This is a genomic window from Kitasatospora sp. NPDC048365 (assembly GCF_043200835.1).
GTDB classification, from domain to species: domain Bacteria; phylum Actinomycetota; class Actinomycetes; order Streptomycetales; family Streptomycetaceae; genus Kitasatospora; species Kitasatospora terrestris.
The window spans coordinates 34,911-47,604 of the sequence record NZ_JBICYJ010000019.1 but is presented as its reverse complement, the minus strand read 5'-3'; the positions used below and the strand labels follow the sequence as shown (position 1 = coordinate 47,604).

Genomic DNA, 12,694 nt, shown 5'->3' with positions numbered 1-12,694 from the left:
CTGGAGACGTCTTGGACCGCTACAACGACTCGATCGACCGGCTGCCCGCCGACTTCCGCTGGGGCGTGGCCACCTCGGCCTACCAGATCGAGGGCGCCGTCGCCGAGGACGGCCGCACCCCCTCGATCTGGGACACCCTGTGCCGGGTGCCCGGCGCGATCGACAACGCCGACACCGGTGACGTGGCCTGCGACCACTACCACCGGATGCCCGAGGACGTCGCCCTGATCCGCTCGCTGGGCCTGGACACCTACCGCTTCTCGGTCTCCTGGCCGCGCGTCCAGCCCAGCGGCACCGGCCCGGCCAACGAGGCCGGCCTCGGCTTCTACGACCGCCTGGTCGACGAGCTGCTCGCCAACAACGTGACCCCCTGGCTCACCCTCTACCACTGGGACCTGCCCCAGGAGCTGGAGGACGCCGGCGGCTGGCCCGCCCGCGACACTGCGTACCGCTTCGCCGACTACGCGGAGCTGGTCTACCAGCGGCTCGGCGACCGGGTCGAGCACTGGACCACCTTCAACGAGCCCTGGTGCTCGGCCGTCCTCGGCTACGTCCAGGGCGTGCACGCCCCCGGCCGCCGCGACTTCGCCGACGGCGTCCGTGCCGTCCACCACCTGCACCTCGCGCACGGCCTCGCCGTCCAGCGGCTGCGCGCCCTCGCCCCCGCGGGCCGCCCGCTCGACCTGGCCGTCACCCAGCTGCTCTCCAACGCCATCCCGGCCAGCGACTCGGAGGTCGACCGGGAGGCGGCCCGCCGGGCCGACGCGCTGGGCTTCCGCATGTACATCGACCCGATCCTGCGCGGCAGCTACCCCGAGGACCTGGTCACCGACCTCGCCGAGCGCGGCGTCGAGATCCCGGTGCAGGACGGCGACCTGGAGATCATCTCCAGCCCGATCGACACCCTGGGCGTCAACTACTACCGCTCCGGCAAGTCCAGCGGCGTCGCCGAGGACGGCTCCACCACCGACGCGGACGGCCTGCCGGTCACCCGCCACCTGCCGATCGGCGGCCTGCCGGTGACCTACCTCGACTGGGAGGTCATGCCGGAGGACTTCACCCAGCTGCTGCTGCGGATCTCCCGCGACTACCCCGGCATCCCGCTGGTGATCACCGAGAACGGCGCCGCGTACGACGACAAGCCCGACGCCACCGGCTTCGTCGCCGACACCGACCGCACCGAGTACCTGGCCTCCCACCTCGCCGCGGTCGCCGAGGCCCGGGCCGGCGGCGCCGACGTGCGCGGCTACTTCGCCTGGTCGCTGCTGGACAACTTCGAGTGGGCGTACGGCTACGACAAGCGCTTCGGCATCGTCCGGGTCGACTACGAGACCCAGGAGCGCACGCCCAAGCAGAGCGCGCTGTGGCTGCGCGACACCATTGCCCGGGTCCGCGCCACCGGCCGCTAGGTACGGGGAATACCCCACATCCGCCCCCTTGTTGACCCGGCGTCACGCGGTCAGCAAGGGGGTCAGCCATGTCCGTGCACGGGACGGTCGCCGAGGGGTTCGAAGGCGTCCGCGAGGAGTTCGAGGCCTTCCTGGCCGAGGAGCCGGCCGCGCCCGGCGCACAGCTCGCCGCGTACCTGGACGGGCGGCCGGTGGTGGACCTGCGCTCCGAAGGCGTCGAGCAGGACAGCCTGACCGGCGTCTACTCGGTGACCAAGGGCGCCGCGCACCTGCTGGTCGCCCTGCTGGTGCAGGACGGCGTGCTCGACCTCGACCGCGAGGTCGCCGCGTACTGGCCGGAGTTCGCGGCGGAGGGCAAGGGCCGGCTGACCCTGCGCGAGCTGCTCGCCCACCGGGCCGGGGTGATCTCGGTCGAGGGCGGGTTCAGCGCCGCCGAGCTGGCCGACGACCGGCTGATCGCCGCCCGGCTGGCCGTGCAGAAGCCGTACTGGGAGCCCGGCACCGCCCACGGGTACCACGCCACCGTGATCGGCGCGCTGACCGGCGAGGTGGTCCTCCGGGCGACCGGCCGCACCCTGCAGGAGCTGTACGAGGAGCGGATCCGCGCCCCGCACGGCCTGGAGCTGTACCTCGGCCTGCCCGCCGAGCTGGAGCCGCGCTTCCGCTCCCTGCTGCGCGCCGAGCCGACGCCGGAGCAGCTGACCGAGTTCCTCGCGCAGCCGATGCCGGGGAAGGACGGCCTGTTCGCGATCTCCTTCAACCTGCGCACCGACCTGGTGAACTTCGTCAACGAGCGGGAGACCCGGGCCAAGGGCTCGGCCTCGGCCGGCGGCGTGGGCAGCGCCCGCGGCGTCGCCGGGATGTACGCGGCGGCGATCAGCGGGCTCGGCGGCCACGGGCCGCTGCTGGAGCCGGAGACCGTCGCCGAGTTCACCACCGTCCACTACCCGGGCACCGACCTGGTCACCGGCTCGGTGGACAACTTCGCGCTGGGCTTCGAGACGTCGGGCCTGAGCTACCCGTTCCTCGGCCCGGACGCCTTCGGCCACTGCGGGGTGTCCGGCGCGCAGGGGTTCGCCGACCCGGCGAGCGGCGTGGCGTACGGCTACACCCGGCGGCGCTTCGTCTTCCCGCCGTCCGGTGCCGCGCCGGAGAACGACCGGCTGGCGGCGGCGGTGGTGCGGGCCGCCCGCGCGGTGCGCTGACGCTTCCGGACGCGGACGAGGGGGCCGGCTGCTGCCGGCCCCCTCGTCGCCTGCGTCCTCGGCCGGCTGCGGGTCAGCCTCGGACGAGCCCTCGGTGGTGGGCGATCAGGTCGGCGTAGCGCCGACCGCTGGCCTTCACCGTGCGGACCTGGGTGTCGTAGTCGACGTGGACCAGGCCGAAGCGCTTGTCGTAGCCGTACGCCCACTCGAAGTTGTCCATCAGCGACCAGGCGAAGTAGCCGGCCAGCGGGACGCCCTTGGCGACCGCCCGGGCGGCGGCCGCCAGGTGCTGCTCCAGGAACTCGGTGCGCTCCCGGTCGTCGATGCTGCCGTCGGCCCGGACCAGGTCGGGGAAGGCGGACCCGTTCTCGGCCACGAACACCTTGCGGGCGCCGTACTCGTCGGTGATCCGCAGCAGCACGTCCTCCAGGCCGGCCGGGTGGATCTCCCAGTCCATGCCGGTGACCGGCCACGACGGGTCGGTGACCATCCGGCCGCGCGGCGCCGGGCCCTGCGGGTCGTCCTCGATGATCTGGCGGAAGTAGTAGTTGATGCCGATGTGGTCGGCGGGGGCGCCGATCAGCTCCAGGTCGCCCTCCTGGACCGGCGGCTCGACGCCGTACGCCTCGACCATGTCGGCCGGGTAGCCGCGGCCGAACAGCGGGTCCATCCACCACCGGTTGACGTGGCCGTCGACCCGGCGGGCGGCGGCGACGTCCTCCGGGCGGTCGGAGGCGGCCTCCACCGGGCTGGGGTTGAGCACCGCGCCGACCCGGACCGGGCCGGGCGAGGCGGCGCGCAGCGCCTCCATGCTCAGGCCGTGACCGAGCAGCAGGTGGTGCGAGGCGCGGACGGCCCGCTCCAGGTCGCGCTCGCCCGGGGCCATCCGGCCCTCCAGGTGGCCGATCCACGCCGAGCACAGCGGCTCGTTGATGGTGAACCAGTCGGCGACCCGGTCGCCCAGGCGCTCGCCGAGCACCCCGGCGAACTCCGCGAGGCGGTAGGCGGTGTCGCGCTCCGGCCAGCCGCCGCGGTCCTGCAGGGCCTGCGGCAGGTCCCAGTGGTAGACGGTGGCGTACGGGGTGATCCCGTTGGCGAGCAGCTCGTCGACCAGGCGGTCGTAGAAGCCGAGGCCCGCCTCGTTGATCCGGCCGGTGCCCTCCGGCAGCACCCGGCTCCAGGACACCGAGAAGCGGTACGCGTCCAGGCCGAGCTCGCGCATCAGCGCGACGTCCTCGGGCATCCGGTGGTAGTGGTCGCAGGCCACGTCGCCGTGGTCGGCGTTGTCGATCGCGCCGGGCACCCGGCTGAACGTGTCCCAGATGGACGGGGTACGGCCGTCCTCGGCGGCGGCACCCTCGATCTGGTACGCGGAGGTGGCCGCACCCCAGACGAACTCCGGCCCAAGGTCCCGCAGCTGGCTCATGTTGCTCCCCAAGAAGCCCTTGCGGGCTTAACTCAAGCATTGAATTATCGTCTGGATTAAATCTTGAGGCGGTCGAAGCGTCAAGATGGTGAGCGACAACAGGACCACCGAAGCCCGCGAGTCGAGGACAGCCCCATGGACGACAGGTCCCGCACCAGCGCGCGAGACATCCGCCGCCGCAACCGCTCGATACTGCTCTCCAAGCTGTTCTTCGACGCCCCGCTCAGCCGGCTCGAACTCGCCCAGCTCACCGGGCTCAGCGGCGCCACCGTCTCCAACCTCACCGGCGAGCTCGTCGACGAACGGCTGATCGTGCCGGTCGGGCAGGTCGAGTCCGACGGCGGACGGCCGCGCGTGATGCTCCGGGTCGACCCCCGCTACGGGTACCTCGTCGGCGCCGACGTCGGCGAGACCGGCGTCAAGGTCGAACTCTTCGACCTCGCGATGGAACGGCGCGGCGAGGCCGACCTGCCGCTGGCCGGCGAGCGGCCGACCCCCGCCGAGGTCGCCGACCGCGTGGTGGCCGGGCTCGCCCAGGTGCTCGGCGCGGCCGGCGTCCAGGCCGACCAGGTGATCGGCATCGGGGTGGCCGTCCCCGGCACGGTCGAGCGCGGCGAGAGCATCGCCGTGCACGCCCCGACCATCGGCTGGCAGGCGGTGCCGCTGGAGCAGCTGCTGCGCGAACGCGGCGTCACCGCGCCCGTGTTCGTCGACAACGGGGCGAAGGCCCAGGGGCGCGCCGAGATGTGGTTCGGTGCCGGCCGCGGGGCCCGGCACGCGGTGGTGGCCCTGGTCGGGTCCGGCGTCGGCGCCGCGGTGATCAACGACGGCGCAGCCTACCGGGGTGCCGGCTCCACCGCCGGCGAGTGGGGGCACACCACGCTCGTGTACGGCGGACGGGAGTGCCGCTGCGGGGCCCAGGGCTGCCTGGAGGCGTACGTCGGTGCCGGGGCGGTCGTGGAACGGCACCGGGAGGCCGGCGGCGGACTCGCCGGGGACGACCAGGAGGCGGCGATCGCGGCGCTGCTCGCCGACCCGTCGGCCGAGGCGGAGCGGGTCCTGGCGGAGACGGCGGACTACCTGGGCGCCGGGATCGCCAACCTGATCAACCTGTTCAACCCGGAGCGGGTCGTGCTCGGCGGGTGGGCCGGGCTGCTGCTCGGGCCCCGGCTGCTGCCGCGGATCCGGGAGGCGGCCCAGCGGCAGGCGCTGGCGTTCCCGTTCGGGCAGGTGACGATCGAGATGGGGTCGCTGGGGTCGGACGCGGTGGCGTTCGGGGCGGCGATGCTGCCGTTGGAGGCGCTGCTCGGTGCGGGTGCGGACCCTCGGCGGTAGGGAGCACCGTCAGGGGCTCGGGGCTCTGCGACACCGACCACGTGGACGGCCGAACAGGCGCTGTCGGCCGATCACGGGGCCGGCCTCGCGGTTCCCCGAGCCCCTGTCGACTTCACCTGCCGATGCCTACGGTGTGGTGGACGGAGTCGGGCTCGGTGAGGGCGCGGAGCATGTAGTGGGCGACGTCGGCGCGGGAGATGGCGCTGCCGCCGGGGACGTTGCGGTCGAGGGCGGTGCGGTAGTCGGCGGTGCCGGGGCCGTTGGTGAGGCGGGGCGGGCGGACGGTGGTCCAGTCGAGGCCGCTGGCGGCCACCGCGTCCTCCATCAGGGCGAGGTCGGCGTAGCGCTTGCGCAGGACGACCTTGATCATCGGCGAGCCCAGGTACTTGACGAAGGGTCCGTCGCCGGGGTCGTGCCGGGGCGGGGTGGGCCGGCGGGGCGAGGGGACGGTGCCGATCGGGGCGGCGCTGACCACGACCAGCCGTCGGACGCCGGCGGCCCGCATGGCAGTGATCATCGCCTCGGTGCCGCGCCGGGCGACGCCGATGTCGGCGCCGCTGCGCGCCCCGAGCCCGGAGAGGACGGCGTCGGCGCCCGCCACGGCGTCCCGGACGGCGGCGGGGTCGGGGTCGGACAGGTCGACCCGGACGGTGCGGACCGGGAGTCCGGCGAGCGAGTCGGGGGTGCGGACGGCGGCGGTGACGCGGTGGCCGGCGGCGAGGGCCTGGGTGACGAGGTGGCGGCCGATGCCGCCGGTGGCGGCGAAGACGGTGATGTTCACAGCTCTGCTCCTTCCAGGCGGGCGAGCTTGTCGGGGTTGGTGACGAAGTAGATGCCGGTGACCAGGTCCTCGTCGGGGGCGAGGTCGAGGACGAGCACGCCGAACGGCACGCCGTCGGCGTAGAGCACGGCGGACGGACCGCCGTTGACGTCGGTGAGACGGACGTCGATGCCGCCGGGGGCGACGGAGCGGCCCCGGGCGAGGGCGCGCAGGACGCGGTCGCGGCCGTGCAGCGGGCGGGGTCCGGCGGCGGTGGCCTTGCCGCCGCCGTCGGCCCACAGGGTGACGTCGGGGGCGAGCAGGCGGAGCAGGGCGTCCAGGTCGCCGCCGGCGATGGCGGCGGTGAAGCGTTCGGTGACCTGGCGGCGCAGCCGGGCGTCGGCCCGGTAGCGGGGGCGCCGGGCGTGGACGTGCTCCCGGGCGCGGTGGGCGAGCTGGCGGATCGAGGCGGGGGAGCGGCCGAGCAGTTCGGCGGTCTCGGTGTGGGCGTACCCGAAGACCTCGTGCAGGACGAAGACGGCGCGTTCCAGCGGGCTGAGCGTCTCCAGGACGACCAGCATCGCCATCGACACCGCGTCGGCGCGCTCGGCGGCGTCGGCGCCGTCGCCGAGCGGGGTGGCCTCGCGGGTGGTGAGCAGGGGTTCGGGCAGCCAGGGGCCGATGTAGGTCTCGCGCAGCCGGGCCATCGCGGCCTGCCGGGCGAGGGCCTTGTTGACGGCGATCCGGACCAGGTAGGCGCGCGGGCTGTCGATCGGCTCGGATCCGGGGTCGGCGGTGCGGGCGGTCCAGGCGAGCCAGGTCTCCTGCAGGACGTCCTCGGTGTCGGCGACGCTGCCGAGCATGGAGTAGACGATGGAGAAGAGCAGTTCCCGGTGGTCGAGGTAGGTCTCGGTCGCCGGTTCGGGGTCGGTCATCGTGCGCCCTCCTGTCGCGGTTGTGGACTGAGAGCAGCACGGCGGGGCCGGGTGTGACACGGGTGCGCGCCGGTGTGGCGCGGGTCTCACCCGGTGGGGGCGTCCGGGTCGCCGAGCGAGAGGTGGGAGACGATCCGGTAGCGGTCGCCGCGGTAGAGCGAGTGGACGTACTCGACGGGGCGGCCGGTGCGGTCGGTGGTGAGGCGTTCGACGTGCAGGGCGGGGGAGAGCACCGGGACGTCGAGCAGCCGGGCCTCCTTCTCGCTGACCACGGTGGGCTCCATCCACTGGGTGGCCTCGTGCACCCGGACGCCGTGGGCGTCGCGCAGCAGCTCGTAGAAGTCGCCGCTCTCCATCTCCTCGGCCTGCAGGCCGCCGACCAGGGAGGCCGGGACGTGCAGGTACTCGATGGCCATCGGCTCGCCGTCGACCAGCCGCAGCCGGGCGATGTAGACGATCTCCACGGCGGGGGAGAGGTTGAGCTTGCGGCCGACCCGGGCGCCGGCCCGGACGGTGGAGAACTCCAGCACCCGGCTGGTCCAGGTGCCGGCGGCGCGCGGCAGGACGAAGGCGTGGTCCTCGGTGGCGGCGGCCAGCTCCTGGGTGATCTTCGCGGGGGCGACGAACATGCCGCGGCCGTGCTCGCGGACGATCAGTCCGGTGGAGACCAGTTCGTCGACGGCGGAGCGTAGGGTCGGCCGGGAGACGGCGAGCTGTTCGCACAGGGTCCGTTCGGAGGGGATCGGGTCGCCGGGGGAGCGCGACTCGACGTAATCCCGCAGGTAGTCGCGGACCCGGGTGCGCTTGTACGCGGGACCGGAGGCCTCGCCGCCCATGCCGTTCCGCCCTTCCTGTCGTGGTCGAACCAGCGGCCGAGCGTAGTCGGGCCTTGACCAGTGTGCACCATCGACCCCCGCCGCAGGCCTTGACGGCCCAACTGGTCTATGCCACATTCCTTTACCAGTCAGAGCCACTGGTAAGTTTTCAGCCCCTTCCCCCATGAGGTGACGTCTCCGTGAGACCCTCCGCACCACCGCTGCGCCTGCTCCTCGCCGCCGCCGTCCTGGCCGGTACGGCGGCCTGCTCCTCCACCGGTCAGTCCAGCGAAAACTCCTCCGGTAACCAGGAGTTGACCGTCTGGATCATGCGTGACAGCGTCACCGACGGCTACCTCCAGCGGTTCCGCGCCGACTTCGAGGCGACCCACCCGAACCTGAAGCTGAACGTCCAGATCCAGGAGTGGGACGGCATCGGCCAGAAGGTGACCAGTGCCTTGGCCAGTAAGGACGCGCCGGACGTCATCGAGGTCGGCAACACCCAGGTCGCCCAGTACGCGGCCAGCGGCGGCGTGCACGACTTCAGCGACAAGGTCGCCGAGCTGGAGGGCCTGGACTGGATCCCGGGCCTGGCCGAGCCCGGACGGATCGACGGCAAGCAGTACGGCATCCCCTGGTACGCCGCCAACCGCGTGGTGATCTACCGCAAGGACCTCTTCGAGCAGGCCGGCGTCACCGCCCTGCCGAAGACCCGCGAGGAGTGGCTGGCCGCCACCGAGAAGCTCAACTCCGGCGGCAACGAGGGCATCTACCTGACCGGGCAGACCTGGTACGCGCTGGCCGGCTTCGTCTGGGACGAGGGCGGCGACCTGGCGGTCAAGGGCTCGGACGGCAAGTGGAAGGGCGCCCTGGACACCCCGCAGGCCCGCGCCGCGATCGACTTCTACCGCCGGCTCCAGGCGCTCGGGAAGGGCCCCAAGGACGCCGACGAGGGCAAGCCGCTGCAGGCCGAGGTGTTCGCCAAGGGCCACATCGCCCAGGTGATCTCCACCCCCGGCGGCGCCAACGCCATCGTCAAGGCCAACCCGGAGCTCAAGGACAAGCTGGGCTTCTTCCCGATCCCCGGCAAGAGCGCGGCCAAGCCCGGCGCGGTCTTCACCGGCGGCTCCGACCTGGTCGTCCCCGAGTCCTCCAAGCACCAGGACGCCGCCTACCAGGTGGTCAAGGCGCTGGCCGGGGCGAAGTGGCAGGCCGAGATGGCCAAGGAGATGAGCTACGTCCCCAACCGCACCTCGCTGGCCGGCGCACTGGCCGGCAACGACGGCGCGGTGGCGATGGCGGCCGGCGCGGTCAACGGCCACGCCACCCCCAACTCGCCGAACTGGGCGGCCGTCGAGGCCAACAACCCGATCAAGCAGTACATGACCCAGGTGCTCACCGGCGCCGACCCGGACGCGGCCGGCAAGGCCGCCTCCGACGCCATCACCAAGGCCCTCAACAGCTCGTCCTGACCGGGAGTCCACCGCCGTGCCCACCGCCGCGCCCACCGCCCGACCGCCGATCCGCAGCCGGGTCGGGCCCTATCTGCTGGTCGCCCCCACCGTGGTGGGCGCGGCGTTCCTCCTGCTCTACCCGCTCGCCCGGAACCTGCTGATCTCCTTCCAGCACTTCCGGATGGCCGAGCTGATCCGCGGCGGCGCGCCCTGGGTCGGCCTCGCCAACTACACCGAGGTGCTGGACGACCCGGAGTTCTGGCGGGTGGTCCGCCGCACGCTCGCCTGGACCGCGCTCAACACCGTCCTGATCACCGTGCTCGGCACCCTCACCGCGCTGCTGCTGATCCGGCTCGGCCGGCGGATGCGGCTCGCGGTGATGAGCGCCCTGGTCCTCACCTGGGCCACCCCGGTGATCGCCGCGACCACCGTCTTCCAGTGGCTCTTCCAGTCCCGCTTCGGAGTGGTCAACTGGGTACTTGACCAGTTGGGTCTGCACGGCTTCCGCGACTACGCGTGGTTCGCCCACGAGGACGCCACCTTCGCCGTGCTGGTCGCGCTGATCGTCTGGCAGTCGGTGCCGTTCGCCGCACTCACCCTGTACGGCGGGCTGACCACCATCCCGAACGAGCTGTACGAGTCCGCCCGCCTGGACGGCGCCGGACCCTGGCAGACCTTCCGCCTGGTCACCTTCCCCGTCCTGCGCCCGCTGTTCGCCCTGGTCACCTCGCTGGAGGTGATCTGGACCTTCAAGTGCTTCGCCCAGATCTGGGTGGTCAGCCAGGGCGGCCCGAACAGCGCCACCACCACCCTGCCCGTCTACGCCTTCCAGATCGCCCAGTCCCTGCACAAGTACGACCTCGGCTCGGCGGTCTCCACCCTGACCGTGCTGATCCTGCTCACCGCCCTGGTCGCCACCCTGCGCCGGATGCACCGCCAGGAAGCCGAGGAGAACCCGTGATCCCCGCCCTGCGGCGCCTGCCGCTCAACCTCGCCGGCCTCGCCGTCCTCGCGGTCTGCGCCTTCCCGGTGTACTGGATGGCGATCACCGCGCTGAAGCCCACCGCCGAGATCCAGGCCGACACCCCGACCTTCCTGCCGCTCCACCCCACCCTGGAGCACTACCGCACCGCCGTCTCCGCCCCCGGCTTCGGCACCTTCTGGCGCAACAGCCTGCTGGTCACCGGCGCTTCGGTGCTGCTCGCCCTGCTGGTCGCGCTGCTCGCCGCGTTCGCCGTGGCCCGGCTGCGCTGGCACGGCCGGCGCGCCTTCCTGCTGCTGGTGTTCACCGCGCAGATGGCGCCCTGGGAGGCGCTGCTGATCCCGATGTACGTGATCGCCCGGGACACCGACCTGCTGGACAGCCTGACCATGCTCACCCTGGTCTACTTCATGACCACCCTGCCGTTCACCATCGTCACCCTGCGCGGCTTCCTCGCCGCCGTCCCGGTCGAACTGGAGGAGGCCGCCCGGGTCGACGGCTGCACCCGGCCCGAGGCCTTCCGCCGGATCACCCTGCCGCTGCTCGCCCCCGGCCTGCTCGCCACCTCGCTGTTCGGCTTCATCACCGCCTGGAACGAGTTCGCCTTCGCCAACACCCTGATCATCAAGAACCAGGACGCCCGCACCCTGCCGGTCTGGCTGTCCTCCTTCGCCAACGTCTTCGGCACCGACTGGGGCGCCACCATGGCCGCCGCCGGGCTGTTCATGCTGCCCGTGCTGCTGATCTTCCTGGTCCTCCAGAACAAGGTCACCGCCGGCCTGACCGCCGGCGCCGTCAAGGGCTGACCGTCCACCAGGAATCCCCGACCCCAGGAGAACCCCCCGTGATCCTCCCGACCCCCGTGCGGGCCCACCGCACCGCCGGCCGGTTCACCCTCGATGCCGCCACCGCCGTCCGCGCCGAAGCCGCCGCCGAGCCGGCCGCCCGGCTGCTGCGCACCCTGCTCGCCCCCGCCACCGGGCTGCCACTGCCGGCCTCCCCGGACGGCGCCGTGGTCCTCGCCCTCGACCCGGCCGTGCTCGGCGCCGAGGGCTACCGGCTCAGCATCACCCCCGACGGCGTCCGGCTGGTCGCCGCCCGCCCCGCCGGACTGCTGCACGGCATCCAGACCCTGCGCCAGCTCCTCCCGCCCCAGGCCCTGCAGGACCGCCCGGCCCCCGGCACCGCCTGGACCCTGCCCTGCGTGGAGATCGCCGACCGGCCCCGCCACCCCTGGCGCGGCCTGATGATCGACACCGCCCGGCACTTCCAGCCGATGGACCGCCTGCTGCGCACCGTCGACCGGATCGCCCTGCACAAGCTCAACGTGCTGCACCTGCACCTCACCGACGACCAGGGCTGGCGACTGCCCGTCGACGCCTACCCCCGGCTCACCGAGATCGGCTCGGTCCGCGCCCGCTCCATGCTAGGCCAGGCCGGCTCCGACCGCTGGGACGACGTCCCGCACGGCGGCGCCTACACCAAGGCGGAACTGCGCCACCTGGTCGCGTACGCCGCCGAGCGCGGGGTGCGGGTGGTGCCGGAGATCGAGATGCCCGGGCACGTCCGGGCCGCGCTGGCCGCCTACCCGGAGCTCGGCAACCGGCCCGGGCGGCAGCTGGACGTGTGGACCGAGTGGGGCGTGTGCGACACCATTCTCGGCGTCCACGACGGGGTGCTGGACTTCTGCCGCACCGTCCTCGACGAGACCATGGACCTCTTCCCGTCCCGGTACATCCACCTCGGCGGCGACGAGTGCCCCACCACCGAGTGGGAGACCGCCCCCGGCGCGCTCGCCCGCACCGCCGAACTGGGCCTCGCCGCACCGAAGGAACTGCACGGCTGGTTCCTCGCCCAGGTCGGCGCCCATCTGATGGCCAACGGCCGCCGCCCGGTCTGCTGGGCCGAGGACAGCTCCTCCTCGCTGCCGCCCGAGTTCACCGTGATGCCCTGGCGCGACGCCGACCACGGCCTGGCCGCCGCCCGCCGCGGCCACGACGTGGTGATGGCCCCGCACCTGTCCACCTACCTGGACTACCCGCAGAGCGACTCCCCGGACGAGCCGCTCGGCCAGGCCGGCGCCGTCGTCGACCTGCACGCCGTCCACGCCGGCGACCCGGCCCCCGCGCACTGGGCACCCGCCGACACCGCCCGGGTGCTCGGCACCCAGGCCCAGCTGTGGACCGAGTTCGTCACCACCGAGGAGCAGTACGACCACCTGCTCTACCCCCGCCTGCTCGCCCTCGCCGACCGCGCCTGGAACCCGGCGGGCGACTGGGCCACCGACTTCCTGCCCGCCCTGCGCGACCACGCCCCCCGGCTGGCCGCGCTGGGCATCACCACCCGCAGGTAGCACCGCACATCAGCACCGCA

At 73.1% G+C, this 12,694-nt stretch carries 11 protein-coding genes; 7 read left to right on the top strand and 4 right to left on the bottom strand.

All coding sequences use genetic code 11. The features are described from left to right. Nucleotides 1–11: 11 nt before the first annotated feature. Both ACGFX4_RS20490 and ACGFX4_RS20485 read left to right on the top strand, forming a co-directional pair. Nucleotides 12–1,409: a GH1 family beta-glucosidase gene (locus ACGFX4_RS20490; protein WP_393076179.1), complete on the top strand. Its 1,398-nt coding sequence runs from the start codon at nucleotides 12–14 to the stop codon at nucleotides 1,407–1,409. Between the two features lie 68 nt (nucleotides 1,410–1,477). Beyond that, entirely contained in the window at nucleotides 1,478–2,614 is a 1,137-nt protein-coding gene (locus tag ACGFX4_RS20485) for a serine hydrolase domain-containing protein (RefSeq protein ID WP_393076176.1), read from the top strand. A 73-nt stretch (nucleotides 2,615–2,687) separates the two neighbouring features. On the opposite strand, the gene ACGFX4_RS20480 is transcribed toward ACGFX4_RS20485, so the two are convergent. After that, the gene (locus tag ACGFX4_RS20480; RefSeq protein ID WP_393076173.1) at nucleotides 2,688–4,040 is read right to left on the bottom strand and encodes a GH1 family beta-glucosidase; all 1,353 of its coding nucleotides are present in this window, start codon (nucleotides 4,038–4,040) and stop codon (nucleotides 2,688–2,690) included. A gap of 135 nt (nucleotides 4,041–4,175) precedes the next feature. On the opposite strand from ACGFX4_RS20480, the gene ACGFX4_RS20475 reads away from it, so the two are divergent. Beyond that, nucleotides 4,176–5,375 carry an ROK family protein gene (locus tag ACGFX4_RS20475; RefSeq protein WP_393076171.1) on the top strand — a complete coding sequence of 400 codons (1,200 nt, stop codon included), beginning with the start codon at nucleotides 4,176–4,178 and terminating at the stop codon, nucleotides 5,373–5,375. 112 nt (nucleotides 5,376–5,487) lie between these two features. Here ACGFX4_RS20475 and ACGFX4_RS20470 read toward each other — a convergent pair whose 3' ends face one another. The 3 genes from ACGFX4_RS20470 to ACGFX4_RS20460 form a co-directional block, all read right to left on the bottom strand. Further along, nucleotides 5,488–6,156: an NAD(P)-dependent oxidoreductase gene (locus tag ACGFX4_RS20470; RefSeq protein ID WP_393076168.1), complete on the bottom strand. Its 669-nt coding sequence runs from the start codon at nucleotides 6,154–6,156 to the stop codon at nucleotides 5,488–5,490. Next, entirely contained in the window at nucleotides 6,153–7,070 is a 918-nt protein-coding gene (locus tag ACGFX4_RS20465; RefSeq protein WP_393076165.1) for a sigma-70 family RNA polymerase sigma factor, read from the bottom strand. The genes ACGFX4_RS20470 and ACGFX4_RS20465 overlap by 4 nt, the downstream gene beginning before the upstream one ends. A gap of 86 nt (nucleotides 7,071–7,156) precedes the next feature. Further along, nucleotides 7,157–7,906, bottom strand: a complete 750-nt coding sequence (locus tag ACGFX4_RS20460) for a GntR family transcriptional regulator (RefSeq protein ID WP_393076162.1) — start codon at nucleotides 7,904–7,906, stop codon at nucleotides 7,157–7,159. Between the two features lie 179 nt (nucleotides 7,907–8,085). On the opposite strand from ACGFX4_RS20460, the gene ACGFX4_RS20455 reads away from it, so the two are divergent. The 4 genes from ACGFX4_RS20455 to ACGFX4_RS20440 all read left to right on the top strand — a co-directional run bounded on the left by ACGFX4_RS20455 (nucleotide 8,086) and on the right by ACGFX4_RS20440 (nucleotide 12,674). Beyond that, nucleotides 8,086–9,357 (top strand): extracellular solute-binding protein, encoded by a 1,272-nt coding sequence (locus ACGFX4_RS20455; protein WP_393076159.1) that lies wholly within the window; start codon nucleotides 8,086–8,088, stop codon nucleotides 9,355–9,357. A 16-nt stretch (nucleotides 9,358–9,373) separates the two neighbouring features. After that, a complete protein-coding gene (locus ACGFX4_RS20450) occupies nucleotides 9,374–10,300 on the top strand; it encodes a carbohydrate ABC transporter permease (RefSeq protein ID WP_393076156.1) in 927 nt (308 codons plus the stop codon). A 77-nt stretch (nucleotides 10,301–10,377) separates the two neighbouring features. Continuing rightward, nucleotides 10,378–11,127 (top strand): carbohydrate ABC transporter permease, encoded by a 750-nt coding sequence (locus tag ACGFX4_RS20445; protein WP_345701900.1) that lies wholly within the window; start codon nucleotides 10,378–10,380, stop codon nucleotides 11,125–11,127. Nucleotides 11,128–11,165: 38 nt separating this feature from the next. After that, nucleotides 11,166–12,674: a beta-N-acetylhexosaminidase gene (locus ACGFX4_RS20440; RefSeq protein ID WP_393076153.1), complete on the top strand. Its 1,509-nt coding sequence runs from the start codon at nucleotides 11,166–11,168 to the stop codon at nucleotides 12,672–12,674. Nucleotides 12,675–12,694: the final 20 nt, after the last annotated feature.

Coding starts and splice junctions, on each gene's coding strand:
- ACGFX4_RS20460 (WP_393076162.1), bottom strand. CDS start 7,906: ATGGGCGGCGAGGCCTCCGGTCCCGCGTACAAGCGCACCCGGGTCCGC.
- ACGFX4_RS20480 (WP_393076173.1), bottom strand. CDS start 4,040: ATGAGCCAGCTGCGGGACCTTGGGCCGGAGTTCGTCTGGGGTGCGGCC.
- ACGFX4_RS20465 (WP_393076165.1), bottom strand. CDS start 7,070: ATGACCGACCCCGAACCGGCGACCGAGACCTACCTCGACCACCGGGAA.
- ACGFX4_RS20475 (WP_393076171.1), top strand. CDS start 4,176: ATGGACGACAGGTCCCGCACCAGCGCGCGAGACATCCGCCGCCGCAAC.
- ACGFX4_RS20445 (WP_345701900.1), top strand. CDS start 10,378: ATGGCGATCACCGCGCTGAAGCCCACCGCCGAGATCCAGGCCGACACC.
- ACGFX4_RS20485 (WP_393076176.1), top strand. CDS start 1,478: ATGTCCGTGCACGGGACGGTCGCCGAGGGGTTCGAAGGCGTCCGCGAG.